The organism is Kribbella sp. NBC_00359 (genome assembly GCF_036097425.1).
In the GTDB taxonomy this organism is placed as follows: domain Bacteria; phylum Actinomycetota; class Actinomycetes; order Propionibacteriales; family Kribbellaceae; genus Kribbella.
In genome coordinates, this window is the sequence record NZ_CP107975.1 from 5,106,563 (window position 1) to 5,133,382 (window position 26,820).

Annotated in this window: 25 protein-coding genes; 22 read left to right on the plus strand and 3 right to left on the minus strand. The window is 68.9% G+C overall.

What is annotated here, in order from left to right; genetic code table 11:
* The first annotated feature begins 30 nt into the window (after positions 1-30).
* The 9 genes from argS (at position 31) to prmC (ending at position 11,192) form a co-directional block, all read left to right on the plus strand.
* The gene (gene argS / locus OG876_RS25155) at positions 31-1,689 is read left to right on the plus strand and encodes an arginine--tRNA ligase (protein WP_328519089.1); all 1,659 of its coding nucleotides are present in this window, start codon (positions 31-33) and stop codon (positions 1,687-1,689) included.
* A complete protein-coding gene (gene lysA / locus OG876_RS25160) occupies positions 1,686-3,077 on the plus strand; it encodes a diaminopimelate decarboxylase (RefSeq protein WP_328519090.1) in 1,392 nt (463 codons plus the stop codon). The genes argS and lysA overlap by 4 nt, the downstream gene beginning before the upstream one ends.
* Positions 3,074-4,366 carry a homoserine dehydrogenase gene (locus tag OG876_RS25165; protein WP_328519091.1) on the plus strand — a complete coding sequence of 431 codons (1,293 nt, stop codon included), beginning with the start codon at positions 3,074-3,076 and terminating at the stop codon, positions 4,364-4,366. Before lysA ends, OG876_RS25165 begins: the two co-directional genes overlap by 4 nt.
* Before the next feature lie 3 nt (positions 4,367-4,369).
* A complete protein-coding gene (gene thrC / locus OG876_RS25170) occupies positions 4,370-5,446 on the plus strand; it encodes a threonine synthase (RefSeq protein WP_328519092.1) in 1,077 nt (358 codons plus the stop codon).
* Positions 5,447-5,456: 10 nt separating this feature from the next.
* Positions 5,457-6,425 carry a homoserine kinase gene (thrB, locus tag OG876_RS25175; RefSeq protein WP_328519093.1) on the plus strand — a complete coding sequence of 323 codons (969 nt, stop codon included), beginning with the start codon at positions 5,457-5,459 and terminating at the stop codon, positions 6,423-6,425.
* Positions 6,426-6,753: 328 nt separating this feature from the next.
* The gene (gene rho, locus OG876_RS25180) at positions 6,754-8,865 is read left to right on the plus strand and encodes a transcription termination factor Rho (protein ID WP_328519094.1); all 2,112 of its coding nucleotides are present in this window, start codon (positions 6,754-6,756) and stop codon (positions 8,863-8,865) included.
* A 126-nt stretch (positions 8,866-8,991) separates the two neighbouring features.
* Positions 8,992-9,198 (plus strand): 50S ribosomal protein L31, encoded by a 207-nt coding sequence (rpmE, locus tag OG876_RS25185; RefSeq protein WP_130387310.1) that lies wholly within the window; start codon positions 8,992-8,994, stop codon positions 9,196-9,198.
* A 93-nt stretch (positions 9,199-9,291) separates the two neighbouring features.
* Complete coding sequence (prfA, locus tag OG876_RS25190) at positions 9,292-10,368, plus strand: peptide chain release factor 1 (protein ID WP_328519095.1); 1,077 nt, start codon at positions 9,292-9,294, stop codon at positions 10,366-10,368.
* Positions 10,365-11,192, plus strand: coding sequence for a peptide chain release factor N(5)-glutamine methyltransferase (gene prmC, locus OG876_RS25195; RefSeq protein ID WP_328519096.1), 828 nt, complete (start codon positions 10,365-10,367; stop codon positions 11,190-11,192). Before prfA ends, prmC begins: the two co-directional genes overlap by 4 nt.
* Here prmC and OG876_RS25200 read toward each other — a convergent pair whose 3' ends face one another.
* A complete protein-coding gene (locus tag OG876_RS25200) occupies positions 11,193-12,128 on the minus strand; it encodes a hypothetical protein (RefSeq protein ID WP_328519097.1) in 936 nt (311 codons plus the stop codon).
* A gap of 51 nt (positions 12,129-12,179) precedes the next feature.
* A complete protein-coding gene (locus OG876_RS25205) occupies positions 12,180-13,196 on the minus strand; it encodes an adenosine deaminase (protein WP_328519098.1) in 1,017 nt (338 codons plus the stop codon).
* A gap of 119 nt (positions 13,197-13,315) precedes the next feature.
* On the opposite strand from OG876_RS25205, the gene OG876_RS25210 reads away from it, so the two are divergent.
* The 13 genes from OG876_RS25210 to OG876_RS25270 all read left to right on the plus strand — a co-directional run bounded on the left by OG876_RS25210 (position 13,316) and on the right by OG876_RS25270 (position 23,879).
* Entirely contained in the window at positions 13,316-14,080 is a 765-nt protein-coding gene (locus OG876_RS25210; RefSeq protein ID WP_328519099.1) for an L-threonylcarbamoyladenylate synthase, read from the plus strand.
* Positions 14,080-15,198 carry a glycosyltransferase family 4 protein gene (locus OG876_RS25215; RefSeq protein ID WP_442914020.1) on the plus strand — a complete coding sequence of 373 codons (1,119 nt, stop codon included), beginning with the start codon at positions 14,080-14,082 and terminating at the stop codon, positions 15,196-15,198. Before OG876_RS25210 ends, OG876_RS25215 begins: the two co-directional genes overlap by 1 nt.
* A 215-nt stretch (positions 15,199-15,413) precedes the next feature.
* Positions 15,414-15,878: a hypothetical protein gene (locus OG876_RS25220; protein ID WP_328519101.1), complete on the plus strand. Its 465-nt coding sequence runs from the start codon at positions 15,414-15,416 to the stop codon at positions 15,876-15,878.
* Positions 15,879-15,968: 90 nt separating this feature from the next.
* The gene (locus OG876_RS25225; RefSeq protein WP_328519102.1) at positions 15,969-16,181 is read left to right on the plus strand and encodes a hypothetical protein; all 213 of its coding nucleotides are present in this window, start codon (positions 15,969-15,971) and stop codon (positions 16,179-16,181) included.
* Positions 16,182-16,299: 118 nt separating this feature from the next.
* Positions 16,300-17,082, plus strand: coding sequence for a F0F1 ATP synthase subunit A (gene atpB, locus OG876_RS25230; RefSeq protein WP_328519103.1), 783 nt, complete (start codon positions 16,300-16,302; stop codon positions 17,080-17,082).
* A 76-nt stretch (positions 17,083-17,158) separates the two neighbouring features.
* Complete coding sequence (gene atpE, locus OG876_RS25235) at positions 17,159-17,380, plus strand: ATP synthase F0 subunit C (protein ID WP_328519104.1); 222 nt, start codon at positions 17,159-17,161, stop codon at positions 17,378-17,380.
* A gap of 30 nt (positions 17,381-17,410) precedes the next feature.
* Positions 17,411-17,983: a F0F1 ATP synthase subunit B gene (locus OG876_RS25240; protein ID WP_328519105.1), complete on the plus strand. Its 573-nt coding sequence runs from the start codon at positions 17,411-17,413 to the stop codon at positions 17,981-17,983.
* A complete protein-coding gene (locus OG876_RS25245; protein WP_328519106.1) occupies positions 17,983-18,780 on the plus strand; it encodes a F0F1 ATP synthase subunit delta in 798 nt (265 codons plus the stop codon). The genes OG876_RS25240 and OG876_RS25245 overlap by 1 nt, the downstream gene beginning before the upstream one ends.
* 109 nt (positions 18,781-18,889) lie before the next feature.
* Complete coding sequence (gene atpA, locus OG876_RS25250) at positions 18,890-20,527, plus strand: F0F1 ATP synthase subunit alpha (protein ID WP_328519107.1); 1,638 nt, start codon at positions 18,890-18,892, stop codon at positions 20,525-20,527.
* 3 nt (positions 20,528-20,530) lie between these two features.
* On the plus strand, positions 20,531-21,442 hold the full coding sequence (locus OG876_RS25255) for a F0F1 ATP synthase subunit gamma (RefSeq protein ID WP_328519108.1): 912 nt from the start codon (positions 20,531-20,533) through the stop codon (positions 21,440-21,442).
* 5 nt (positions 21,443-21,447) lie between these two features.
* Positions 21,448-22,905, plus strand: coding sequence for a F0F1 ATP synthase subunit beta (atpD, locus tag OG876_RS25260; RefSeq protein WP_328519109.1), 1,458 nt, complete (start codon positions 21,448-21,450; stop codon positions 22,903-22,905).
* 1 nt (position 22,906) lies between these two features.
* Entirely contained in the window at positions 22,907-23,311 is a 405-nt protein-coding gene (locus OG876_RS25265) for a F0F1 ATP synthase subunit epsilon (protein ID WP_328519110.1), read from the plus strand.
* 136 nt (positions 23,312-23,447) lie between these two features.
* A complete protein-coding gene (locus OG876_RS25270; RefSeq protein WP_328519111.1) occupies positions 23,448-23,879 on the plus strand; it encodes a DUF2550 domain-containing protein in 432 nt (143 codons plus the stop codon).
* A gap of 102 nt (positions 23,880-23,981) precedes the next feature.
* Here the strand turns inward: OG876_RS25270 and OG876_RS25275 are convergent, their stop codons facing one another.
* Positions 23,982-26,819 (minus strand): glycoside hydrolase family 2 TIM barrel-domain containing protein, encoded by a 2,838-nt coding sequence (locus OG876_RS25275; protein ID WP_328519112.1) that lies wholly within the window; start codon positions 26,817-26,819, stop codon positions 23,982-23,984.
* Position 26,820: the final 1 nt, after the last annotated feature.

Sequence of the window (26,820 nt, forward strand, 5' to 3'; positions counted from 1 at the left end):
GATCGGGTGGCGGGCCATTAGGCTGAGGCGGTGACTCCGGAACAGCTCGCTGAGAAGATCCTGCAGGCCCTGACCGCGCTCGCCGACGACGGCGCCATCACCGTCGAGGGCGGGCTGCCGCGCGAGCTGAAGGTCGAGCGCCCCAAGAACCCCGAGCACGGGGACTACGCCACCAACGTCGCGATGCAGCTCGGCAAGCGCGCCGGGCTGAACCCGCGCCAGTTCGCCGAGCTGCTCGCCGCCAAGCTGCGCACCGACGACGCGATCACCGCGGTCGAGATCGCCGGCCCCGGCTTCATCAACCTCCGGGTCGCGGCCGACGCCCAGGGCAAGGTGGCCCAGGCCATCGTCGACGCCGGCCCGCAGTACGGCACGAGCGACAGCCTGCACGGCCAGTCGATCAACCTCGAGTTCATCTCGGCCAACCCGACCGGTCCGCTGCACCTCGGCCACACCCGCTGGGCCGCCGTCGGCGACGCGCTGGCCCGGGTGCTGACCGCCGCCGGCGCGACCGTCGCCCGCGAGTTCTACATCAACGACCGCGGCGCCCAGATGGACAAGTTCGGCGCCAGCCTGCAGGCGGCGGCCAACGGGCAGCCGATCCCCGAGGACGGCTACCACGGCGAGTACATCCTCGATCTCGCCCAGCAGATCGTCGACGAGGTCCCGGGCATCCTGTCGCTGCCCGAGGACGAGCAGGTGATCGCGTTCCGCGAGGCCGGGTACGAGCGCCAGCTCAAGGAGCAGCAGGCCCAGCTCGAGCACTTCCGGACCAAGTTCGACGTGTGGTTCTCCGAGCGCAGCCTGACCGAGCAGGACGGTGTCGGCCACGCGATCGAGAAGCTCCGCGAGCAGGGTCACCTGTACGACGCCGACGACGCACTGTGGATGCGGACGACGGACTTCACCGACGACAAGGACCGGGTCCTGATCCGCTCCAACGGCGAGCCGACGTACTTCGCCTCCGACGCGGCCTACTACGTGAACAAGCGCGAGCGCGGCTTCGACGTCTGTATCTACCTGCTCGGCGCCGACCACCACGGCTACGTGAACCGGCTGAAGGCGATCGCGGCCTGCGCCGGCGACGACCCCGAGCACAACATCGAGGTCCTGATCGGCCAGCTCGTGAAGATCCTCAAGGGCGGCGAGGAGATGCGGCTGTCCAAGCGGGCCGGCACCATCGTCACGCTGGCCGAGCTGGTCGAGGAGGGTGGTGTCGACCCGCTCCGCTACACGCTGTCCCGCTACCCGGCCGATTCCCCGCTGACGCTGGACATCGAGGAGATGACCCGGCAGGCCAGTGACAACCCGGTCTACTACGTCCAGTACGCACACGCCCGGCTCGCGTCGATCCTGCGCAACGCGGACGAGCTCGGGATCAAGCTGGACGAGTTCGACCCGGGCCTGCTCAGCCACGAGCGCGAGGGCGACCTGCTCCGCGCGCTCGCCGAGTTCCCGCGCGTCGTCGCCACCGCCGCCGAGCTGCGCGAGCCGCACCGGGTCGCCCGCTACCTGGAGGACACCGCGGCCGCGTTCCACAAGTTCTACGACAGTTGCCGCGTGCTGCCGCGCGGCGACGAGGAGGTGGAGCCGGTGCACAAGGCTCGCCTGACCCTGGTCTCCGCGACCAGGACCGTGCTCGCCAACGGGCTGGACCTGCTCGGCGTCTCCGCTCCGGAGCGGATGTGAGAGCGCACGAGGCGGGCGAGGCCGGCCACCGCGGGCCGGCCTGGTTGCGTCCCCCGGCGGACGTCAACGACCTGGTGCCACAGCTGTGGTCGTCGACCGCGAGGAAGACGGCCGACGGCGCGCTCGAGGTCGGCGGTGTCGACGTCCGCGCGCTGGTCGCCGAGCACGGCAGCCCGGCGTTCCTGCTGGACGAGGCCGACTTCCGCGCCCGGGCCAGGGCGTTCCGGGAAGGATTCAAGGACTTCTCGGTCTACTACGGCGGCAAGGCGTTCCTCTGTACGACGGTGGTGCGCTGGCTGATGGAGGAAGGACTGAACCTCGACATCTGCTCGGGCGGTGAACTCGCCGTCGCCCTGCGCGCCGGTGCTGATCCCCGGCGGTTGGCGTTCCATGGCAACAACAAGTCCGAGTCCGAGCTGGCCCGCGCGCTCGACGCGGGGGTCGGACGGATCATCGTCGACTCGTTCCACGAGATCGAGCGGCTGGTCCGGCTCGCCGCGGACCGGGGAGTGGTGGTGCCGGTGATGGTCAGGGTCACCGCCGGCGTCGAGGCCCACACCCACGCCTACATCGCGACCGCCCACCAGGACCAGAAGTTCGGCTTCTCCATCACCACCGGCGACGCGTTCGAAGCCGTTGCTCTGGTCAACAAAGCGCCCGAGCTGGAGCTGCTCGGGCTGCACTCCCACATCGGCTCGCAGATCTTCGACTCGTCCGGGTTCGAGATCGCCGCGAAGCGCGTGATCGCCTTGCACGCAAAGGTTTCCGAGGAGCTCGGTGTGGACATGCCGGAGCTCGATCTCGGCGGCGGCTTCGGGATCGCGTACACCACGCAGGACGATCCGTCCGACCCGGCGCAGCTCGCCACCGAGATGGGCAAGATCGTCGAGCACGAGTGCCGTGCCAACTCCGTCGACATACCGCAGCTGTCCATCGAGCCTGGTCGTGCGATCGTCGGGCCGGCCATGTGCACGGTCTACTCGGTCGGCACGGTCAAGGAGGTCCAGCTCGACTACGGTGCCTCGCGGCTCTACGTGTCGGTCGACGGTGGCATGAGCGACAACATCCGCACCGCCCTCTACGACGCCGACTACTCCTGCACGCTGGCAAGTCGGTACAGCCAGGCCGATCCGGCCTTGGCCCGGGTAGTCGGCAAGCATTGCGAGTCGGGTGACGTCGTGGTGAAGGACGAGTTCCTCCCGTCGGACGTGCGCCCCGGCGACCTGATCGCGGTCCCCGGCACCGGCGCGTACTGCCGGTCGATGGCGAGCAACTACAACCACGTGCCGCGGCCACCGGTGATCGCGGTCAAGGACGGTCACACCAAGGTCGTCGTACGACGTGAGACCGAAGACGACCTGCTGGCTCTGGACATGGGGGCGGAGTGAACGACAAACCTCTGAAGGTAGGCCTGCTCGGTTGTGGCGTGGTTGGCACCGAGGTGGTGCGGATCCTGACCGAGCAGGCTGACCATCTGGCCGCCCGGGTCGGTGCCCGGCTGGAGATCGCGGGCATCGCCGTACGGCGGGCCGGACGCGAGCGCGACATCGCCGTCGACCCGTCGCTCGTCACCACCGACGCCCAGGCACTGGTGTCGCGCGGCGACCTGGATCTGGTGATCGAGGTGATCGGCGGGCTGGAGCCGGCCCGCACCCTGATCCTGTCCGCGCTCGAGCACGGCGCGTCCGTCGTCACCGCGAACAAGGCGCTGCTGGCCGAGGACGGCCCGACGCTGTTCGCGGCCGCGGAGAAGTACGAGCGCGACCTGTACTTCGAGGCCGCCGTGGCCGGCGCGATCCCGATCCTCCGCCCGCTGCGCGAGTCGCTCGCCGGTGACGACGTGACCCGGGTGATGGGCATCGTCAACGGCACCACGAACTACATCCTCGACAAGATGGACAGCACTGGCGCCGGCTTCGACGAGGCATTGGAAGAAGCACAGTCCCTGGGGTACGCCGAAGCCGACCCGACCGCGGACATCGAGGGCTTCGACGCGGCCGCGAAGGCGGCCCTGCTGGCGAGTTTGGCCTTCCACACCAGGGTTTCCATCGCCGACGTGCACCGCGAGGGCATCACCGAGGTGACCGCGACCGACATCGCGTCGGCCCGCGAGATGGGCTGCGTGGTGAAGTCGCTGGCGATCTGCGAGCTGGACGAGGCGACCGACTCGGTCAGCGCCCGGGTGTATCCGGCGATGATCCCGGCCACGCACCCGTTGGCCAGTGTTCGGGACGCGTACAACGCCGTGTTCGTGGAAAGCAAGGCAGCCGGCCAGCTGATGTTCTATGGTCGTGGTGCCGGCGGCGCCCCGACGGCCAGCGCCGTCCTCGGGGATCTCGTGTCCGCCGCGCGCAACCGGCTCAAGGGCGTGCCGGGGGTCGGCGAGTCGTCGTACACCCAGCGAGCCGTGCGGCCGATGGGTGACGCGATGACCCGCTACCACGTGTCGCTGGACGTGGCCGACAAGGCCGGTGTGCTGGCGGCGGTGGCCCACGCGTTCGCCGAGCACGACGTGTCGATCCAGACCGTCCGCCAGGAGGGCCGGGGCAGTGACGCGCAGCTGGTGGTGGTCACCCACACCGCGACCGACGCCGCGTTGTCCGCGACCGTGGAGGCCCTGCGTGACATGGACATCGTTCGGGAAGTCAGCAGCGTGATGCGGGTAGAAGGCGAGTAACGAATGGCTCAGCAGCGGCCTCATCAATGGCAGGGCGTGATCGAGGAGTACAGAGACCGGCTTCCCGTTTCGGCGGACACTCCGGTCGTCACGCTCGGCGAGGGCGGTACGCCGCTGGTGGCCGCGCAGTGGCTCAGCGAACAGACCGGCTGCGAGGTCTGGCTCAAGGTCGAGGGCAACAACCCGACCGGCTCGTTCAAGGACCGCGGCATGACGGTGGCGATCTCGCTCGCCGCGCAGGCCGGTGACAAGGCGGTCGTCTGCGCCTCGACCGGCAACACGTCGGCGTCGGCGGCGGCGTACGCCGTCCGCGCCGGACTGATCCCCCTGGTGCTGATCCCGGCCGGCCGGATCGCGAAGGGCAAGCTGGCCCAGGCCATCGTGCACGGCGCCCGGCTGGTGTCCATCGACGGCGGCTTCGACGACTGCCTGCGGATCGTCCGCGAGCTCGGCAAGCACTACCCGGTCGCGTTGGTGAACTCGGTCAACCCGGTCCGGCTGGAGGGCCAGAAGACCGCCGCCTTCGAGGTGTGCGACGCGCTCGGCGACGCCCCGGACCTGCACCTGCTGCCGGTCGGCAACGCGGGCAACATCGCGGCGTACTGGAAGGGATACCAGGAGTACGCGCAGGACAAGCTGGCCTCGAAGACCCCGCGGATGTGGGGTTTCCAGGCCGAGGGCGCGGCGCCGATCGTCCGCAAGGCGATCGTCGAGAAGCCCGAAACCGCCGCCACCGCGATCCGGGTCGGGAACCCGGCCTCCTGGACCCTCGCCGAGGCCGCGCGGGACGAGTCCGGCGGCCGGATCGAGATCGTCACTGACGAGCAGATCCTCACCGCACAGCGTGAACTCGCCGCCCGCGAAGGCGTGTTCGTCGAGCCCGCGTCGGCGGCCGGCGTCGCCGGACTCCTGCACGCGAAGGCCCAGGGCCGGCTGCCTGGCGGCTCGACCGTCGTGATCACCGTCACAGGCCATGGCCTGAAGGACATCGACACCGCGCTCGACCACGCCCAGGTGGACGAGTCCCCGGTCACTCCGGCCGACACCGACGCGGTCGCTCGCGTCGCCGGCCTGGCCTGAGGGCCGCGCGGTGGAGACCACAGGCGACCGCCCGGTGTCACGCCGGGCGTGCGACCAGGTGCGGGTGCGAGTCCCGGCGACGAGCGCCAACCTCGGCCCTGGCTTCGACGCGTTCGGCCTCGCGCTCACGCTGTACGACGAACTGATCGTGACGCCCGGTGGACACGGGGTGCGGGTCGAGGTGTCCGGCGAAGGCGAAGGCGAAGTGGCGCTGGACGAGTCGCATCTCGTCGTGCGCTCGATCCGGGCCGGACTTGAGGCGCTGGGGGCCTCGGTGCCCGGTTTCACCTTGCGGTGCGAGAACCGGATCCCGCACGGACGCGGCCTGGGGTCGTCGTCGGCCGCGATCGTCGGCGGTCTCGCGGCGGCGTACGGACTGGCCGACGAACCGGTCGACCGGGAGCGGATCGTCGTACTGGCGAACGAGATCGAGGGTCATCCGGACAACGTGGCCGCCGCGACGTTGGGTGGGTTCACGATCGCCTGGACGGAAGGCGAAACCGGCCGGGCGGTTCGGCTCGACCCGGCGGACGGCTTGGCCGCAGTGGCTTATGTACCTGACAATCGCGTGCTGACCAAGGAGGCGCGCGGGTTGCTGCCGAGCGTCGTTCCCCACAGTGAGGCCGCGGCGAATGCCGGGAAGGCTGCCTTGTTGGTGGCGGCCGTGACCGGGCGTCCCGAGCTGCTGCTGACGGCGACCGAGGATCGGCTGCACCAGGAGTACCGCGAGCCCGCGATGCCCGAGAGCCTGTCGCTCGTGCACAAGCTGCGGAGGAGCGGGCTGGCCGCCGTCGTCAGCGGGGCCGGCCCGACCGTCGCCGTACTGGGCGGCCCAGACGGGACCTCTGCGCCATCAGGCAAAACCGCAGGTCAGACCGCCTTTTTCCGCGGTACGCCGGACGCGCCGGACGGCTGGACGAAGTACGAACTGGGAATTGATCCAGTCGGCGTACAGGTCTGGTCGCTGGAATCCGGCTGAGCGATGGGAATCATTCAGAACTGACACGCGTTGTACCCCTCGAGTCAGCAGAACGACCCGTAGTGGTGCTAGTCTCGACTCACCCGATCCCCTCCAGGTGATCGGTGAACTCTCGTCACGATCCGGGCTGTGCTCCCGGCACCCTGTGTTGTGTGGCGACCCTCCTGTGGATTTGACCTTGCGCCGCCTGCGCCGGAGATGTCCGGGGGGACTCAGATCGAGCGAGAGCCTCTCTTGTGTCCACGTCGCCGTTTCGTCGGTCGTGGGTGATGAAATTTGATCGATGTGCCTTCTGGGACATCGATGATCCGTGTGGGAAGGACCTCACGTGACAGAAACTGTTGAAGCCTCCAGCGGAGCCGGAACTACCTCGGCCCCGGGAACCGATGCCGCGGCCACCACCGCGACGCGTCGCCGGAAGGCCGGAGGCGGCCTCGAGGGCATGCTGCTCCCCGAGCTCAAGCAGCTCGCCGGGACGCTCGGCATCAAGGGCACCGGCGCACTGCGCAAGGGCCAGCTGATCGAGGCGATCAAGGCCGCTCAGGCCGGTGGCTCCCCGGGCACGGCCCGGGCGAAGGTGAGCCAGCCGACCCTGGACGAGGGTGCCGCCGAGGCCCCCGCGGCCAAGACCCCGGCCAAGCGCGAGGGTGGCAGTCGCCGGACCCGCGCCGCCGCCGAGAAGGACGCCGGACAGAACGGCGCCACCCCCGAAGCAGCCGCTCCGGCCATCGCGGCCGTCGAAGCGCCTGCCGCGTCCCAGAACGGGACGACCGCCGCGCAGAACGGCACCGTGACCGCCGAGCCGAAGGCCGAGCAGAGCGCGGAGAGCCGCGACAACCAGCGCGACGCGCAGGGCCGCGACACCCGCGACGCGAACCAGAACCGCGACCGGAACCGGGACAACCAGGCCCGGGACAACCGCGGCGACAACCAGCGCGACGGCAACCGCGACACCCGCGACGGCAACCAGAGCCGCGACCGCAACCGCGACAATCAGCGGGACAACCAGCGGGACAACCAGCGCGACGGCCAGGCCCGGGACAACCAGGGCCGGGACCAGAATCGCGACGGCAACCGGGACAACCAGAGCCGGGACAACCGCGGCGACAACCAGCGCAACCGCCAGCTGGACCAGAACGACCGCGGCGAGGAAGGCGAGGGCCGTCGCCGGCGCCGCCGGGGCCGCGACCGCGATCGCAACCGGGAGCCCCAGAGCGGTCGCGACATCAGCCGCAACCGTGGCCGCGGCGAGCGGTTCGACCCGGAGCCGACGATCAGCGAGGACGACGTGCTCGTGCCGGCCGCCGGCATCCTCGACGTCCTCGACAACTACGCGTTCGTCCGGACCAGCGGCTACCTGCCCGGCCCGAACGACGTGTACGTCGCACTCTCGATGGTGAAGCGGTACGGCCTGCGCAAGGGTGACGCGATCACCGGTGCGGTGAAGCAGCCGCAGGAGGGTGAGCGCAAGGAGAAGTTCAACCCGCTGGTCCGGATCGACACCGTGAACGGTGCGGACCCGGAGATCGCCAAGCAGCGGCAGGACTTCAACAAGCTGACCCCCCTGTACGCGACCGAGCGGCTCCGCCTGGAGACCGAGCCCGGTGTGCTCACCACCCGGATCGTCGACATCGTCAGCCCGATCGGCAAGGGCCAGCGCGGCCTGATCGTCTCGCCGCCGAAGGCCGGTAAGACGATGGTGCTGCAGGCGCTGGCGAACGCGATCACCACGAACAACCCCGAAGTGCACCTGATGGTCGTGCTGGTGGACGAGCGGCCCGAAGAGGTCACCGACATGCAGCGCACCGTCAAGGGCGAGGTCATCGCCTCGACGTTCGACCGCCCGGCCGACGACCACACCACGGTCGCGGAGCTGGCGATCGAGCGGGCCAAGCGGCTGGTCGAGCTCGGCCACGACGTGGTCGTCCTGCTCGACTCGATCACCCGGCTCGGCCGCGCGTACAACATCGCGGCCCCGGCCAGCGGACGGATCCTGTCCGGTGGTGTCGACTCGTCCGCGCTCTACCCGCCGAAGCGGTTCTTCGGTGCGGCCCGCAACATCGAGGACGGCGGCTCGCTGACCATCCTCGCGACCGCGCTGATCGAGACCGGCTCGAAGATGGACGAGGTGATCTTCGAGGAGTTCAAGGGCACCGGCAACATGGAGCTCCGGCTGCGCCGCGAGTTCGCCGACCGGCGCATCTTCCCGGCCATCGACGTGGTCGCCTCCGGCACCCGCCGCGAGGAGCTCCTGATGTCGAAGGACGAGACCTCGGTGGTCTGGAAGCTCCGCCGGGTGCTGAGCGCGCTCGACGGCCAGGCCGCCCTGGAGCTGCTGATCGGCAAGCTCAAGGAGAGCAAGTCGAACATCGAGTTCCTGCTCCAGGTCAACAAGACCACCCCGTCCGCGGGCGGGCGCAGCACCGACGACGGCAGCTGACGTGATCGCCCCGGGTGACCGGGGCGATTCGCCAGCTCCTGCCTCCGGATGGCAAACTAGTTTGTTGGTTCCGGTTCACGCTCGTACCGTGCGGGCGACCCGGAGCACCTGAACCTAGGAGATCCTTTGAAGAGCGACATCCACCCGACCTACGTGGACACCACGGTGACCTGCACCTGTGGCGCCACGTTCACCACGCGCTCGACCGCGGAGAACGGCGTGATCCACGCCGACGTCTGCTCGCAGTGCCACCCCTTCTACACCGGCAAGCAGAAGATCCTCGACACCGGTGGCCGGGTGGCCCGCTTCGAGAAGCGGTACGCCAAGAAGTAGCGACCTCACCGCGCGCCGGTCCGCGAGCTCAGGCTCCGCGTGACCGGCGCGCGGTTTGTGTTGTCAGCGGACGTTCGAAGGGAGGAGTGCACGATGTTCGAGGCGGTTCAGACGATCAAGGCGGAGTACGCCGAGCTGGAGCGGCAGATGTCGGATCCGGAGCTGCACTCCGACCAGGCCAACGCCCGCCGGGTCGGCAAGCGGTACGCCGCGCTCGCGCCGGTGGTCCGCACGTACGACGAGTGGCTGCAGACCAGCGACGACATCGAGGCGGCGCGTGAGCTCGCGGCCGAGGACCCGTCGTTCGCGGAGGAGGCCACCAAGCTGGCGGCCCGCCGCGAGGAGCTGGCCGAGAAGCTGCAGATGCTGCTGGTTCCGCGCGACCCGAGCGACGACAAGGACGCGATCCTCGAGATCAAGGCCGGTGAGGGCGGCGACGAGTCGGCCCTGTTCGCCGGCGACCTGCTGAAGATGTACCTGAAGTACGCCGAGTCGCAGCACTGGAAGACCGAGGTCCTGGACTCGGCCGAGTCCGACCTGGGCGGGTACAAGTCGATCACCGTCGCGGTGAAGGCGAAAGGTACGCCGGAGCCGGGTGAGGCGCCGTACGCGAAGCTGAAGTTCGAGGGCGGCGTGCACCGGGTCCAGCGGGTGCCGGTGACCGAGTCGCAGGGCCGGATCCACACCTCCGCGGCCGGTGTCCTGGTGCTGCCGGAGGCCGAGGACGTCGACGTCGAGATCGACCCGAACGACCTGCGCATCGACGTGTTCCGGTCGTCGGGCCCGGGTGGGCAGAGCGTGAACACGACCGACTCCGCGGTCCGCATCACCCACCTGCCGACCGGCATCGTGGTCTCGATGCAGAACGAGAAGTCCCAGCTGCAGAACCGCGAGCAGGCGATGCGCGTGCTCCGGTCCCGGCTGCTCGCCGCGGCCCAGGAGGCCGCCGACCAGGAGGCGTCCGACGCCCGCCGGTTGCAGATCCGCACCGTCGACCGGTCCGAGCGGATCCGCACCTACAACTTCCCGGAGAACCGGTTCTCCGACCACCGCGTCGGCTACAAGGCGCACAACCTCGACCAGGTCCTCGGCGGCGATCTCGCGCCGGTCATCCAGGCCCTGACCGAGGCCGACCTGGCCGCCCGCCTCGAGGCCGTCGACTCGAAGTGAGTACGAAAGCCTTGCTCGGCGAGGCGACGGCACGACTGCGCGCGGCCGGCATCGCCTCACCCGACTTCGACGCCGCCGAACTGCTCGCCTTCGTCACCGGCTCGAGCCGCTTGCATCTCTCCGTCCCGACCCCCGACCAGAAGCTCCGGTACGACGACCTGATCGCCAGGCGTGCCGCCCGCGAACCTCTGCAACACCTCACCGGTACGGCGGCCTTCCGCTACCGGGAGCTCGCGGTCGGGCCGGGGGTCTTCGTGCCGCGGCCGGAGACCGAGGTGATGGTCGGCTGGATCCTCGACCGCATCGCCGACGTTCCCCAGCCGCTGGTGGTCGACCTGTGCTCCGGTTCCGGCGCGATCGCGGGGGCCGTCGCGACCGAGCGCCCCGACAGCATTGTGCACGCGGTCGAGCTGTCACCTGAGGCGTGCGTCTGGGCCCGGCGCAATCTGGCCGGCACCGGCGCGGTCCTGCACGAGGGCGACATCGACGGGTGCCTGCCCGAGTTCGACGGCCAGGTGGACGCGGTGATCTCCAACCCGCCGTACATCCCTTTGACCGCTTGGGAATCCGTCACCGCCGAGGTCCGCGACCACGACCCGGCCCTGGCGCTGTGGTCCGGCGACGACGGTCTCGACGAGATCAAGGTGGTCGCCGCCACCGCGGGCCGCCTGCTCAAGCCGGGAGGCTGGTTCGCCTGCGAACACGCCGACGTCCAGGGTGAGTCCGCCCCCGCCGTCTTCACCGCCACCGCCTCGTTCACCGAGGTCCGCGACCAACTCGACCTGGCCGGCCGCCACCGCTTCACCACCGGCCGCCGGATCTGACTACTCGTAGACCACGAACTCCGGGCGTGGTTTCAGGGCGAGGACCTGGGCCGGTGTCATCAGTGGGCCCTGGCGGGCGTCTTCGGTGTAGAAGAGTTTGAAGCCGGGGTGGACGGCGGCCGGCAGGTTGGTGGTCAGCTTGGTCCAGGTCTTGAGTTTGTCGACGCGGGCTCCGATCCCGTCGACCGACTTGATCGTCACGATGCCTGGGTGCTTCTTCAGAGCCCGTTCGTTGCTGACGATCCGCGGCGACAACTGGTGAAAGACGAACGCTTTCTCCGGTAGGTCGTTGGCCTGCACCAGCCCCGACAGGTACGACGCGATGCTGTCGAGCTCGGCGCCCGTCGTATGACCGAAGACCCGGCCCGGCACCTGACCGGGCCCGACCGCCCACTCCGGATCGAAGGCCAGGCCGACATCCGGCTCCTTCAGCCAGCGTTCCAGCCGTTTCACCTCCGGCAGGATCTTCGCCCGGCCCGGCTGGATGTCGAGGAGCAAGAGCATCCGGTGCTTGCGGGCGACAGTCAGGTACTCCTCGATCGCCGCGTCCGGCAGCCGGCCCCGGTACAGCCCGTCCTTGCCTCGCGATCCCTTCGCGACCACGGTGATCAGTTCCATCACCGGCTGCGGCGTGCGCCCGGCCGCATAGGCCTGCGACAGCTTCTCCAGCTTCGCCGCCTTCGCATCCAGGTCCTTGTCCAGCGGCCCGAGCGCCGGTGAACCGGGCATGCCGACATAACCAACCAGCCGGTACTTCGGGAAGATCGTCCGTCCGCCGCGCGGCAGATCACCGTCGGCCGGCGGGGGAGGAGGGGTCGGCGACCTCGGACTGATCGTCGTCGTCAGCGCGGGCGCCGGGCTCGCGGGACCGGGGACGTCGCTGCAGGCCGCAAGGCTCAGCAGAGCGACGGCCACCACCCCACAGACTTTCCGCACCGGACCAGAGAACCACATTCGGGCCGCCGGTCCTCCTCCACCGCGAGTCGACTACGCGCCTCTGTAGGCGTCGATCTCCTTCAGCAGCGCGTTCTTGACCGAGTCCTCGGCGAAGGACACCCGGACGGCGGTCTTCGCCAGGTCGGCGACGCCGGCCTCGTCGAGGTCGAGCAGCTGGGCTGAGACGGCGTACTCGTTGGTGAGGTCGGTGCCGAACATCGGCGGGTCGTCGGAGTTGATCGTGACCACGAGTCCGGCGTCGACCATCGCGCGGAGCGGGTGCACGTCGTACGACGCGACCGCGCGGGTGGCGATGTTCGACGTCGGGCTCACCTCGAGCGGGATCCGGTGCTCGCCCAGGTAGTCGACCAGGGCCGGGTCCTGCATCGTCGACGTACCGTGGCCGATCCGCTCGGCCTTCAGCACCCGGACCGCGTCCCAGATCGTCTCCGGCCCGGTGGTCTCGCCGGCGTGCGGCACGCTGTGCAGCCCGGCCGCGATGGCGGCCTCGAAGTGCGGCCGGAACTGCGGCCGCGGTACGCCGATCTCCGGCCCACCGAGCCCGAACCCGACCAGCCCGTCCGGCCGGATCTTGGTCGCGATCCGCAGGGTCTCGTCCGCGGCCGGCAGCCCGGCCTCACCGGCGATGTCGAAGATCCAGCGCAGCGTGATCCCGAACTCCTTCTCGGCCGCCACCCGGGCGTCCTCGATCGCCTCGCAGAACGCCTCGGCCGCGATCCCGCGGACCACCGACGTGTACGGCGTCACGGTCAGCTCGGCGTACCGCAGGTTCTGCTGCTCGGCCATCTCGCGGGCGACCTCGTAGGTCAGCAGCCGGACGTCGTCCGGGGTTTTGATCAGGTCGACCACGCTCAGGTAGATGTCGATGAAGTGGGCGAAGTCGCTGAACTTGAAGTACTCCGCGAGCAGCGCCGGGTCGGTCGGCACCGGCGACTCGGGGTGCCGGGCGGCGAGCTCGGCGACGATCCGCGGCGACGCGGATCCGACGTGGTGGACATGCAGCTCGGCCTTCGGCAACCCGGCGAGGAACTCACGCGACACAGTCATGTCGGGATCCTAGGGAGTACGACGGTCGACTGGTCGGAATCCTGACAATCATTTGTCAGGAACAGCCGCGCTGTGGCCCGGTTGGAGTCGGGGGCCACCGGAGTGGCACGATTCGGTGCGTGAGTGAGCGCTTCGACTTCACCGGCGACGAGCTGGCCCCCGCCCTCCGAGCGGCCGTGGACGCCATCGAGGCCGGTGACCTGGTCGTCCTGCCGACCGACACCGTCTATGGCATCGCCGCCGACGCCTTCAAGGCCGACGCCGTCCAGCGGCTGCTGGACGCCAAGGGCCGCGGACGGGACATGCCGCCGCCGGTGCTGATCTCGGTGGTCGAGTCGCTGGACGCGCTCGCCACCGACGTCCCCGAGGCGGGGCGCAAGCTCTGCCAGGAGTTCTGGCCCGGACCGCTGACGGTGATCTGCCACGCGCAGACGTCGCTGATGTGGGACCTGGGGGAGACCCAGGGCACCGTCGCGCTCCGCGTGCCCGACCACGAGAACACCCGCGAACTGCTCTCCCGTACCGGCCCGCTCGCGGTCAGCTCGGCGAACAAGAGCGGCAATCCGGCCGCCCTCGACGTGTACGACGCCGAGGAGCAACTGGAGGACACGGTCGCGGTGTACCTCGATGGTGGTGCTGTGACCGGCGGCGAGCCGTCGACGATCGTCGACATCACCGGTGACACGCCGCACGTCGTACGCCTCGGCGCTCTCTCGCTGGACCGGCTGCGGGCCGTCGTACCCGAGGTGACTTCGGATGACGACAAGCCCGAAGAGAAGCCCGCCGATGAGGACGAGCCAACCGAAGCGCCGCTCGAGGCGTCCAACTCTGATGAGAAGGACGACGACAAGCCGACCGAACCCGATGTGAGGCCTGCGGACTAGTGCGCGAGTACCTGCTGGTCCTGTTCGTGGCGATGGCCACGACCTTTCTGCTGACCGGCGTGGCCCGGCAGATCGCGCTGCGGTACGGCGCCGTCGCGAAGGTGCGGGCCCGGGATGTGCACAAGGTGCCGATCCCGTACTTCGGCGGCATCTCGATCCTCGGCGGCCTGATCGCCGGATTCGCGGTCGCCTCCAGCCTCCCCTTCCTCGGTGACAGCCTGCAGGTCGCGCACGACGCCCGGGCGATCCTGATCGGCGGCGTGGTGATCTGCGCGGTCGGCGTGGTCGACGACCTGTACGAGCTGGACGCGATCACCAAACTGGCCGGCGAGGTCCTCGCGGTCGGCGTGATGGTTGTCCAAGGCATCCAGTTGTACTGGCTCCCGCTGCCCGGCGGTGTCGTTTCGCCTTCGCCTGCTCAGCTCGCGGTGCTGACCGCGGGCATCCTGCTGGTGTCCTGCAACGCGGTGAACTTCGTCGACGGCCTGGACGGCCTGGCCGCCGGGGTCACCGCGATCGGGGCGACCGCGTTCTTCACGTACTCGTACCTGTTGAACGTCCACGAGAACCTCGACCGGGCGACCACCTCGACGCTGATCACGGTCGCGCTCGCCGGTGCGTGCCTCGGCTTCCTGCCGCACAACTTCTTCCCGGCCAGGGTGTTCATGGGCGACTCCGGCGCCCTGCTGATCGGCCTGATGCTCGCCGCGTCCACGATCAGCCTCACCGGCCAGATGGACCCGAACGCGGTCCCGTACGAGGTCGGCGGCTCCAGCCTGCTGCCGGCGCTGCTCCCGTTGATCCTCCCGATCGCCGTCCTCGCGATCCCCGCCCTGGACCTGACGATGGCCTACGTACGCCGTACCAAGGCCGGCCGGTCGCCGTTCGCCGCGGACAAGCTGCACCTGCACCACCGGCTGATGCAGCGCGGCCACTCGCACCGCCGGGCCGTCCTGCTGATGTACCTCTGGACCGCCTTGATCGCGTACGGCGTGGTCGTCCTCGGACTGGTGTTGTTCTGGTGGACGGCCCTGATCGTCCTGGCCGTCGCGGTCACCGCGGTCCTGCTCACCACCGGTCTGCCGCGCCGATCCCGGAAACCGCTCGCCAAAGTCTGACCCAGGTCCGATCGCGAATTGGCAGGGACCAGACCACTCATCAGCGTGGCCTACCGATAGGGTGTTCGTGTACAGCGGCAGGGACCTCGTTTTGCTGACCGTGCAGACTTTGTGCTAGTTTTCACAAGCACCAGCAAAGTACAGCGACACCCCTGACCCCGCCCACCCGACGACCTGGCCGCGAGACCTGGTCGCCAGCAGGACGGAACCACCAGATGGCTCCTTCGGCTCACAGTCCGAAAGTCGCCGGCCAGGCCACCAGGCACCCGGCGCTAGCGATGCTGCGTGGCGCTCTGATCGCCGCGCTCGTCGTCGGTGTCAACGCGACCGCGGTGTCCGCCGTCGCGGCCGGTCTGCCCGGTTTGTGGGGAGCGTTGCTGGGGCTGCTGATGGTGATCGTCTTCTCCGGCGCCGGCCTGTTCGCGCTGCATCTGTCCCGGCGGACCTCGCCGACCATGCAGCTCGCCCTCGCGATGGCGTCGTACACCGGCCGGATCGCGGTCTTCGGCGGTCTGCTCGCGATCGCGCTGAGCTCGGACAGCCTGGCCGAGCACGTGAATCTCACCGTGCTCGGCGTGGTCGCGGTGGTCGTCGTGATGGGCTGGACGGCCGGCGAGATCTGGGCCTGGTCGCGGCTGCGGGTGCCGATCTACGACCTCGACGACGAGGTGACGACATGAGCACCCTGGGTAACGTTTTCCCCGCTGTGGCAGAGGTTACGGGTGCCGATGTGACCGGTCCGGTCCACTCCTGGTACGTTTCGGTTGCCCATGAGCGAGCACGAGGATCCGAAGCCATCACCCCCGAATGCGGGCGACGGCTGGCGGGTCCTGTCCTACTTGATCGGCGGTGTCGTCGTGTACGGCGGCATCGGGCTCGGGTTGGATCGCCTCTTCGGCACCCAGTTCTTACTCCCGGTGGGCATCGTCCTCGGTGCCGGGCTCACCGTTCTGTTGTTGCACTTCCGGTACGGAAAGTCCTGATCCCTTCAGGGTCTGGCCTGATCCGCACCGGGTCTGACGTTGTTGACCGCCATGCCCTGAGCCGCCCTGCCCTTAGCTACAAGGCGTCCGACTTGAGCACGACGCGAGAGGAGACCCGGTGACCGCCGGCGTTCCGACCGAGTTCATCGCACCCGGTCCACAGAATTTCGACACCCCGCCGATCATCGACGGCGTGGACTGGTTCACGAAGCCCGTCCTGGTCTCCGCGCTGACGGTCGTCGTCATCGTGTGGTTCTACTGGGGCGCGTCCCGCAAGGCCGCCATCGTTCCGGGCCGGCTGCAGTTCGCCGGCGAGCTCGGCTACAACTTCGTCCGCAACTCGATCGCCCGGGACGCGATCGGCAGCCAGGAGTACATGAAGTACGTGCCGTACCTGTGCGGCCTGTTCTACTTCATCCTGCTGAACAACGTCGCGGCCACTGTCCCGCTGATCCAGTTCCCGACCTTCAGCCACATCGGCTGGGCGTACAGCGCCGCGATCATGACCTGGGTCATCTACAACGCGGTCGGCATCAGGAAGCACGGGCCCTGGGGCTACTTCAAGCACCAGACGATGCCGGCCGGTGTGCCGTGGTGGCTGATGCCGCTGATGATCCCGATCGAGTTCATCTCGAACATCATCGTCCGGCCGATCTCGCTGAGCCTGCGGTTGTTCGCGAACATGTTCGCCGGCCACATCCTGCTGCTGGTGTTCGTGCTCGGCGCCCAGTACATGGTGTTCGAGACCGGCAGTATCGCGCTCGCCGGCGTCGGCGTCCTGACCTTCCTCATGGGCCTCGCGATCGGCGGCCTGGAGCTGTTCGTCCAGTGCATCCAGGCCTACATCTTCGTCGTGCTGACCGCGCAGTACATCGGCAGCGCGATCGCCGAGGACCACTGATCCGCACCACCCACCCAGACCCGTAGTAACGGAAACCCGGATAGGCCCCTATCCGTACCGAAAGGAAACACCTGAGATGGCTCTCGAGATTGCCGGCAACATCGCAGTCCTCGGCTACGGCCTGGCCGCGATCGGCCCGGGCGTCGGCGTCGGTCTGATCTTCGCGGCCGTGATCAACGGCACCGCGCGCCAGCCGGAGGCCCAGAGCAAGCTGCAGTCGATCGCGTGGATCGGCTTCGGCGTCACCGAGGTGCTGGCGATCATCGGTATCGCGCTCGCCTTCGTCTTCCGTACCTGAGCCACTTCCTCCGACTGACAGGATCCAGACATGAAGACGTTGGTGCTACCGCTCAGCGAAGCGGCCGGCGAGACCGCGAACCCGCTGCTCCCGCACACGGCCGAGATCATCTTCGCCTTCGTTTTCCTGATCCTGCTGGCCATCGCCTTCGCCAAGGTCGTCGTTCCCAAGTTCGAGAAGGCGTACGCCGATCGGACCGCGGCGATCGAGGGCGGGATGAACGAGGCCAAGCAGGCCCAGGCCGAGGCGAAGGCGGCTTTGGACAAGTACAACGCGCAGCTGGCCGAGGCCCGGCAGGAGGCTGCGAAGATCCGCGAGGACGCCCGCGAGCAGGGTGCCCAGATCATCGCGGAGATGCGCGAGCAGGCGAACGCCGAGGCCGAGCGGATCGTCACCCACGCGCGGACCCAGATCGACGCGGAGCGGACCCAGGCGGTCGCTTCGCTGCGCAGTGAGGTCGGCACCATGGCGACCACGCTGGCCGGCCGGATCGTCGGCGAGTCGCTCGAGGACGAGGCGCGTCAGCGTCGCACCGTCGAGCGCTTCCTGGCCGACCTCGAGGCGTCGGAGTCCGCTCGTCAGGCCGTCGGAACGGACGGCTGATGCGCGGCGCGTCGAACGAGTCACTCGCCCGGGCCGCGGAGGCCCTGGCGGGTGTCACCGTGACCGAGGGGCTGGGCGCCGAGCTGTTCTCGGTCGCCAAGCTCCTGGACGGCAGCGGCGCGCTCCGGCGTGCACTGACCGATCCGGCCCGGCCCCGCGACGCCCGTGTGTCCCTGGTCCAGCAGCTGTTCGGCGGCAAGATCTCCACCCAGGCGCAGGAGATCCTGACCACTGCGGTGGCCGGTCGCTGGGTCAGCGGCCGTGACCTCGGGGACGCGCTCGACCAGCTCAGCGTGCAGGCCGAGGTTGCGTACGCCGACGGGCGGCGCAAGCTGGACGACGTCGAGGACGAACTGTTCCGGCTGGACCGGATCGTAGCGGCGGAGCGGGGACTGAGCGACAAGCTCAGCGACCGCAACATCCCGGTCGCGGCCCGGCAGGAGCTGCTCCGCGGACTGCTGCAGGGCAAGGCCGACCCCGTCACAGTGCGGCTGGCCGAGCGTGCGGTGGACGGCCGGGGCCGCAGCTTCGCGGCCTCGATGCGGATGTACCAGGTCGCCGCGGCGGCCCGGCGCAACGCCAGCATCGCGACCGTGCGGGTCGCCACCGACCTGACCGAGGACGAGCGGGAACGGCTCGCCGCGACGCTGGGACAGCAGTACGGCCGGGACATCCAGCTGAACGTCATCGTCGACCCGAACGTGGTCGGCGGCGTCCGGGTGGACATCGGCGACGAAGTGATCGACGGAACCATCGCGGCCAGGCTCGACGAGGCGCAACGGCGCATCGCGGGTTGAGCTGAACCCCCTTAACGACAGACGGTATGGCGCTAAGGGCCTGGAAAAGGTCACAGCAAAGCCTTTAGAGCCACAACAGGCCAGCAAGGTCAAGGAAGCAGGAAACACAATGGCTGAGCTCACGATCAGGCCGGAGGAGATCCGGGACGCCCTGGATCGGTTCGTCACGGAGTACCAACCGGACCAGGCGAGCCGGGAAGAGGTCGGCACCGTGATCGACGCGGGTGACGGCATCGCGCACGTCGAGGGCCTGCCCTCGGCGATGACCAACGAGCTGCTCGAGTTCGAGGACGGCACCCGGGGCATCGCGCTGAACCTGGACACCCGCGACATCGGTGTCGTCGTCCTCGGTGAGTTCGACGGGATCGACGAGGGCCAGCAGGTCCGCCGGACCGGCACGGTGCTCTCGGTGCCGGTCGGCGAGGGGTACCTCGGTCGCGTCGTCGACCCGCTGGGCAAGCCGATCGACGGCCTCGGCGAGATCAAGGACCTCGAGGGCACCCGCGCGCTCGAGCTGCAGGCGGCCGGCGTGATGGACCGCCAGGAGGTCCGCGAGCCGCTGCAGACCGGGATCAAGGCGATCGACGGGATGATCCCGATCGGCCGCGGCCAGCGTGAGCTGATCATCGGTGACCGCAAGACCGGCAAGACGGCGATCGCGGTCGACACGATCATCAACCAGAAGGCGAACTGGGACTCCGGCGACCCGAAGAAGCAGGTCCGCTGCATCTACGTCGCGGTCGGCCAGAAGGGCTCCACGATCGCCGCGGTCCGCGGTGCCCTCGAAGAGGCCGGCGCGATGGAGTACACCACCATCGTCGCCTCCCCGGCGTCCGACCCGGCCGGCTTCAAGTACGTCGCGCCGTACACCGGCTCGGCCATCGGCCAGCACTGGATGTACCAGGGCAAGCACGTGCTGATCGTCTTCGACGACCTGACCAAGCAGGCCGAGGCGTACCGCGCGATGTCGCTGCTGCTGCGCCGCCCGCCGGGCCGCGAGGCCTACCCGGGTGACGTGTTCTACCTGCACAGCCGCCTGCTGGAGCGCTGCGCGAAGCTGTCCGACGAGCTCGGCGGCGGCTCGATGACCGGCCTGCCGATCATCGAGACCAAGGCCAACGACGTGTCGGCGTTCATCCCGACCAACGTCATCTCGATCACCGACGGCCAGATCTTCCTGCAGTCCGACCTGTTCAACGCCAACATCCGGCCGGCCATCGACGTCGGTATCTCGGTCTCCCGGGTCGGTGGCGCCGCGCAGGTCAAGGGCATGAAGAACGTGTCCGGCTCGCTGAAGATCGACCTGGCGCAGTTCCGGGCGATGGAGGCGTTCGCGATGTTCGCGTCCGACCTCGACGCCACCTCCCGTCGCCAGCTCGACCGCGGTCAGCGGCTCGTCCAGCTGCTGCGTCAGCCGCAGTACTCGCCGTACCCGGTGGAGGAGCAGATCGTCTCCATCTGGTCCGGTACGAAGGGCAAGTTCGACGACGTGCCGGTGGACGACGTACTGCGCTTCGAGCGGGACTTCCTGGACTACCTGCGGCGCGAGAGCAAGGTGCTCGACGGGATCCGCGAGTCCGGGCTGTTCGGCGACGACGAGGCGCAGGCCGTGACCGAGGCGCTGGACGCGTTCAAGCCGACGTTCCAGACCTCCGAGGGCACGCTGCTCGGCACCGAGGCGGAGGCCGAGGCGATGGACGAGGGCGACGTGGAGCAGGAGCAGATCGTCCGGCAGAAGAGGGGTTGACCGATGCCGGCCAATCTGCGGGAGCTTCGCGATCGCAAGGCCTCGGTCTCGACGATCAAGAAGCTCACCCGGGCGATGGAGCTCATCGCGGCGTCCCGGATCGTCAAGGCGCAACAGCGCGCCCAGGCGGCCGGTCCGTACGCGCGTGAGCTCACCCGTGCCGTGTCGGCGGTGGCGACGTTCTCGAACGTCGACCACCCGCTGACCACCGAGAAGCCGAACCCCAAGCGGGCCGCCGTCCTGCTGATCACCTCCGACCGCGGTCAGGCCGGGGCCTACTCGTCCAACGTGATCCGCGAAGGGGAGCGGCTGAACCAGCTGCTGCGTGACGACCAGAAGGAGATCGTCCCGTACCTCAGCGGCCGCAAGGGCGTCGCGTACTACACCTTCCGGCAGCGCGAGATCGCGCAGTCGTGGACCGGCGACTCCGACAACCCGAGCTTCGCCCGGGCCCGGGAGATCGCCGACGCGCTGATCGAGGCCTTCCTGAAACCGACCGAGGAGGGCGGCGTGGACGAGATCCACATCGTCTTCACCCGGTTCGTGTCGATGCTGACCCAGCGCGCGGACGTGATCCGGCTGCTGCCGCTGGAGGTCGTCGAGGGCGAGGAGACGCCGGCGGCGGACGACGTACTGCCGCTGTACGAGTTCGAGCCGTCCGCCGAAGAGGTGCTCGACGGGCTGCTGCCGAAGTACGTCGCCAGCCGGATCCACTACTGCATGCTGCAGGCGGCGGCGTCGGAGCTGGCCAACCGGCAGCGGGCGATGAAGTCGGCGACGGACAACGCGCAGGACCTGATCGAGAAGCTGACGCGGGACCTGAACCAGGCCCGCCAGGCCCAAATTACCCAGGAAATCAGCGAGATCGTCGGTGGCGCCAGCGCGCTGGCCGACGCGAGCGCCGGGAGCGAGTGAGAGAGATGACTGCCACGGTTACCGAGAAGAACGATCACAGCGGAGCGGCCGGGTCTGTCGGCCGCGTCGCCCGGGTGATCGGCCCGGTCGTCGACGTCGAGTTCCCTGCCGACGCGATGCCCGACATGTACAACGCGCTCGAGGTGGACATCACCCTGGGCGACACCACCCAGACGATCACCCTCGAGGTCGCGCTGCACGTCGGCGACAACATCGTCCGGGCGATCTCGATGAAGCCCACCGACGGCCTGGTCCGCGGCACCGAGGTGCGTGACACCGGCGCGGCGATCTCCGTGCCCGTCGGCGACGTCACCAAGGGCCGGGTCTGGAGCGTCACCGGCAAGTGCCTGAACCAGGACGAGTCCGAGTTCGAGATCGCCGAGCGCTGGCCGATCCACCGCAAGGCGCCGGCGTTCGACCAGCTCGAGTCGAAGACCGAGATGCTGGAGACCGGCATCAAGGTGCTCGACCTGCTCACGCCGTACGTGCAGGGCGGCAAGATCGGCCTGTTCGGCGGTGCGGGTGTCGGCAAGACCGTGCTGATCCAGGAGATGATCTACCGGATCGCCCACAACTTCGGTGGTACGTCGGTGTTCGCCGGCGTGGGCGAGCGGACCCGTGAGGGCAACGACCTGATCAACGAGATGGAAGAGGCCGGCGTCTTCAAGGACACCGCGCTGGTCTTCGGTCAGATGGACGAGCCGCCGGGCACCCGGCTGCGGGTGGCGCTGTCGGCGCTGACGATGGCGGAGTACTTCCGCGACGTCAAGGAGCAGGACGTGCTGCTCTTCATCGACAACATCTTCCGGTTCACCCAGGCCGGTTCCGAGGTCTCCACCCTGCTCGGCCGGATGCCGAGCGCGGTGGGCTACCAGCCGAACCTGGCCGACGAGATGGGCGTGCTGCAGGAGCGGATCACCTCGACCCGGGGTCACTCGATCACCTCGATGCAGGCGATCTACGTGCCCGCGGACGACTACACCGACCCGGCGCCGGCGACCACCTTCGCCCACCTCGACGCGACCACCGAGCTCTCCCGCGACATCGCGTCGCGTGGTCTGTACCCGGCCGTCGACCCGCTGACCTCGACGTCGCGGATCCTCGACCCGCAGTACATCGGCCAGGAGCACTACGACGTGGCTGTCCGGGTGAAGCAGATCCTGCAGAAGAACAAGGAACTGCAGGACATCATCGCCATCCTGGGTGTCGACGAGCTCTCCGAAGAGGACAAGATCACCGTCGCCCGCGCGCGCCGGATCGAGCAGTTCCTCTCACAGAACACCTACATGGCGGAGAAGTTCACCAACATCCCGGGCTCCACGGTGCCGCTGAAGGACACCATCGAGTCCTTCAAGAAGATCACCGAAGGCGAGTGCGACCACATCGCCGAGCAGGCGTTCTTCAACGTCGGTTCGCTCGAGGACGTCGAGCGCAAGTGGGCCGAGTTGCAGAAGGAAAACTGACATGGCCGACGACGCTGCCAAGCACCTCGAGGTCGCGCTGGTCGCGGCCGAGCGGACCGTGTGGCAGGGCCAGGCCAAGATCGTCATCGCCCGGACCACGGACGGTGACGTCGGGATCCTGCCCGGTCACGCGCCACTGCTGGGCCTGCTCCAGGGTGGCACCGTGCAGGTGCGGACCGTCGACGACGAGTACTTCGTCGCGGCCGCGCCGGACGGCTTCATCTCGGTGGCGAACGACCGGGTCTCGATCCTGGCCGAGAACGCCGAGATGGGTCACGACATCGACCTCGAGGAAGCCCGCCGCGACCTCGAGGAGGCGCTGGCCACCGGCACCGAGTCCGATGCCGACGCCGACGAGGTGCGACTCGCCGAAGCCCGGGTGCAGGCCGCCGAGAAGACGGCCTGACCGAGGCGGTGGGGTGGGGGCCGCAGTGGCCCCGAACCCACCTGCCATAATTGAACATCGTCACTGACAGTACGGTTCTCCGGCGGTGCCCGGGGCAGTACCGGCTATTGGGCACCGGAAATGGGGTCGGCAAGGTATGAGGACAGTCCTCGATGTCGTCGGGGTCTGTCTGCTTGCCGCCGTACTGCTGATCATCATCTTCGCGTTCCGCCGTCGCTGGTTGTCCAGGGACGGCGGAACGTTTGATTGCAGCCTGCAACTCGCCGAGAAGGACCACGGCCGCGGCTGGGCCCTCGGCCTGGCCCGCTACGTCGGCGACGAGTTGCAGTGGTTTCGCGTCTTCAGCCTGGCCTGGTGGCCCAAGCTCGTGGTCAACCGCCGCCAGCTCGAAGGCGTCACCACCCGCCGCCCGATGGGCAACGAGCCCCTCGTCACGTACGCCGGCCACGTCATCGTCGACGCCGAGCTCCGCGACCGGACCGTCCACTTCGCCATGACCGAAGAAGCCCTCACCGGCGTCCTGGCCTGGATGGAATCCGCCCCACCGAGCACCCAGACCTACCTCTGACCGATCTCCCGCCGGCCGCTCGAGGCGTACGACGTGGCTGTCGCGGGCCGGCATCCCCGGATCGTGGTGGCCGATTCGCAGCCATCGCGGCTGAAGGGCTGATCAGCCGCCGAGCGTGAAGCGGAAGCGGTGCGACCTGGCCTGTAGGTCGTGGGGCGGAAGGATCGGCGCACCGCTGGTCGGACTGCCCAGACCGTGCTGCAGCGCGTCCAGAGTCACCCAGACCTTGTCGCCCGGGACGAGATCCGCCAGGTGCTCCGCGGCCGCCAGTTCGGCGATCGTCCACCGCCGGACGGTCAGCGCGAGGCGCGCGTCACCGGTCAGGACCAGTTTCCCGGCGTGGCCCGAGAGCTCGGCCCAACGGACGTCACCACGCGCACCATTCTCCTGCGGATACAGATACGGCACCTGGTAGTCGTCGATGGTCGAGGTGTAGCGCCCGATGCGCGCGGCCGCCCGCGAATCCGGGTACGCCTGCCCCGGCCCCAGCCCGAACCAGCTCACGTCCTGGAATCCACCCGGCAGCCCGAACGTCACCCCAACCCTCGCCCAAGGCACGATCCACCGACCAGCCGGCTCCACCGCCACCTCAGCGGCCAGCCGATCCCCGTCGGAACTCCATCGGTACGTCGTCAACACCCGAGCGTCCGTAGCCGCGGCCCCGACCATCGTCACAACAACCAACTCGTCGCCGGCCGCCTCCACGGACACCGTCCGATACCGCAACCGATCCAGCCCGGCGTTGGCCCACCGTGCCTTCCGGTCCAACGTGGTCGCATCCCAGGTCCGCGCATCGTGCTGAGTAGGCGCCCGCCACAACTCCAACGGCACATGCTCAACGTCCCACCCGTGCAAGTGGGTGAGCCTGCCGGAGCGTGGATCGAAGCGTGCCGGCCCAAGCGTGAAGGCGCCAGTCACGGAGGTCGATCGGATGATCTCGGCCGGCGCGGCTGCTGCGAGCTGCGTTTGGGTGAAGGCGACCTCATGTCCCGCAGCTGCCCACGGCATGTCGTTGGCCAGTACCGCTCGGACTGTCAGCCAGCGTTCGCGGTTCTGAGGCGGCACGGCGAAGTCGGGCAACTTGACGGTCGCCTCGGTGCCGGGGGCGATCACCGGCAGGTCGAGGGAGCCCCGCGCGACCACCTCGCCGTCGTCGTCGAGGTCCCAGTGCAGCGCGAGGTGGGTGGTGTCGAGGACGTCGTACCGATTGGTGATCTTCACGGCGTCTGAGACCACGGACAGGTGGACGGGCTCGAAGGCTTTGCGGACCTCGGCCAGGACTGGTTGGGGAGTGAGGTCCGGGAAGACCAGCCCGTCCAGGACGTACGTGCCGTCGTGGAGTTCTTCGCCGAAGTCGCCGCCGTACGCATACGTACCGTCGGGGCGGAGGATGCCGTGCTCCATCCACTCCCACAGGAATCCGCCCTGGCAGCGTTCGTACGTATGGAAGAGCTCCTCGTACTCCGGCAGCCCGCCAGGACCGTTGCCCCCGGCATGCGAGTACTCACACAGCACGAACGGCATCGCCCGTCGCCGCGCGTCCAGGGCCGGATCGTCCAACGGCTTCTCGGCCCGTCGGCCGATCGCGTCGACCTCGGCGTGGGAGGCATACATCCGGCTGTACACGTCGACGTCCGCACAGGTCAGATCGCCCTCGTAGTGCAGCGGCCGCGACGGATCACGACGACGCGTCCACGCCGCCATCGCCGACAGGTTCGCCCCGACGCCGGCCTCGTTGCCGAGCGACCACATCACCACGCACGGGTGGTTCTTGTCGCGCTCGACCATCCGCCGCATCCGGTCCAGCGAGGCGTCCAGGAAGCGCGGATCGTCGGCCGGGTTCCCGCGCCAGTCCAGCAGGAAGAAGCCGTGCGTCTCGTAGTCGCATTCGTCCATCACCCAGAACCCGAGCTCGTCGCACAGCTCCAGCAGCCGCGAGTCCGGCGGGTAGTGGCTGGTCCGGATCGCGGTGATGTTGTGCTGCTTCATCACCAGCAGTTCCCGCCGCAGCCGCTCCGTCGGTACGACGCGACCGAGCACGGGATCGTGTTCGTGCCGGTTGACCCCGTGGAACAACACCCGCCGCCCGTTGACCGTGAGTACGCCGTCGACGATCGCCACCGAACGGAACCCGATCCGCAGCGACACGGTCTCACCCGGCGTCACGACGACGGCGTCGTACAACCGCGGCACCTCTGCCGACCACGGCTCGACGCCGGAGACCGTCACCGACTCACCAGCCGTCGCCTCGACACCCAGCTCCACGATTCGCACGACCGCACCAGGGACGGATTCCACTCGCAGCATGCCGGCACCGGTCCGATGGTCGTAGTCAGCCTGGACCCAGACATCATCCACACCATCGGCGGGCCGGGCGATCAGCGTGACATCGCGGAAGATCCCCGGCAGCCACCACATGTCCTGGTCCTCGAGGTAGCTCCCCGACGACCACTGATGCACCCGGACCGCGAGCACGTTCCGCCCCGGCCGCAGTACGGCACTGACGTCGAACTCACTCGGCAACCGGCTCCCGCGAGTCACCCCGAGCTCGACGCCGTTCAGCCACACCCGCGCACACGAGTCGACCCCGTCGAAGCGCAGCACCGTCGGCCCGCGCCACGACAAAGGCAGCTCGAACACCAGCCGGTGATCCCCGGTCGGGTTCTCGTCCGGCACGTACGGCGGATCGACCGGGAACGGATACTTCTGGTTCGTGTACGCCGGCCGCCCGTGCCCGTGCATCGGCCAGCTCGACGGCACCGGCAAGTACGCCCACTCGGAGTCGTCGAAATCCACCTTTTCGAAGCCATCATCCGCGACCGTCTCCGCCAGCCGGAACCGCCACTGACCATTGAGACTCAGCCGTACCGCATCCGTGCGTACGGCGGCCCGCGCCGGCAGCACGCCGTACCCAGGGCCCGGGTCTTCGTAGTACGTCATC

Coding starts and splice junctions, on each gene's coding strand:
- thrC (WP_328519092.1), top strand. CDS start 4,370: ATGGCTCAGCAGCGGCCTCATCAATGGCAGGGCGTGATCGAGGAGTAC.
- OG876_RS25245 (WP_328519106.1), top strand. CDS start 17,983: ATGCGCGGCGCGTCGAACGAGTCACTCGCCCGGGCCGCGGAGGCCCTG.
- OG876_RS25255 (WP_328519108.1), top strand. CDS start 20,531: ATGCCGGCCAATCTGCGGGAGCTTCGCGATCGCAAGGCCTCGGTCTCG.
- OG876_RS25240 (WP_328519105.1), top strand. CDS start 17,411: ATGAAGACGTTGGTGCTACCGCTCAGCGAAGCGGCCGGCGAGACCGCG.
- OG876_RS25270 (WP_328519111.1), top strand. CDS start 23,448: ATGAGGACAGTCCTCGATGTCGTCGGGGTCTGTCTGCTTGCCGCCGTA.
- OG876_RS25275 (WP_328519112.1), bottom strand. CDS start 26,819: ATGACGTACTACGAAGACCCGGGCCCTGGGTACGGCGTGCTGCCGGCG.
- atpE (WP_328519104.1), top strand. CDS start 17,159: ATGGCTCTCGAGATTGCCGGCAACATCGCAGTCCTCGGCTACGGCCTG.
- OG876_RS25205 (WP_328519098.1), bottom strand. CDS start 13,196: ATGACTGTGTCGCGTGAGTTCCTCGCCGGGTTGCCGAAGGCCGAGCTG.
- atpA (WP_328519107.1), top strand. CDS start 18,890: ATGGCTGAGCTCACGATCAGGCCGGAGGAGATCCGGGACGCCCTGGAT.
- prfA (WP_328519095.1), top strand. CDS start 9,292: ATGTTCGAGGCGGTTCAGACGATCAAGGCGGAGTACGCCGAGCTGGAG.
- OG876_RS25220 (WP_328519101.1), top strand. CDS start 15,414: ATGGCTCCTTCGGCTCACAGTCCGAAAGTCGCCGGCCAGGCCACCAGG.
- atpD (WP_328519109.1), top strand. CDS start 21,448: ATGACTGCCACGGTTACCGAGAAGAACGATCACAGCGGAGCGGCCGGG.
- OG876_RS25265 (WP_328519110.1), top strand. CDS start 22,907: ATGGCCGACGACGCTGCCAAGCACCTCGAGGTCGCGCTGGTCGCGGCC.
- OG876_RS25225 (WP_328519102.1), top strand. CDS start 15,969: ATGAGCGAGCACGAGGATCCGAAGCCATCACCCCCGAATGCGGGCGAC.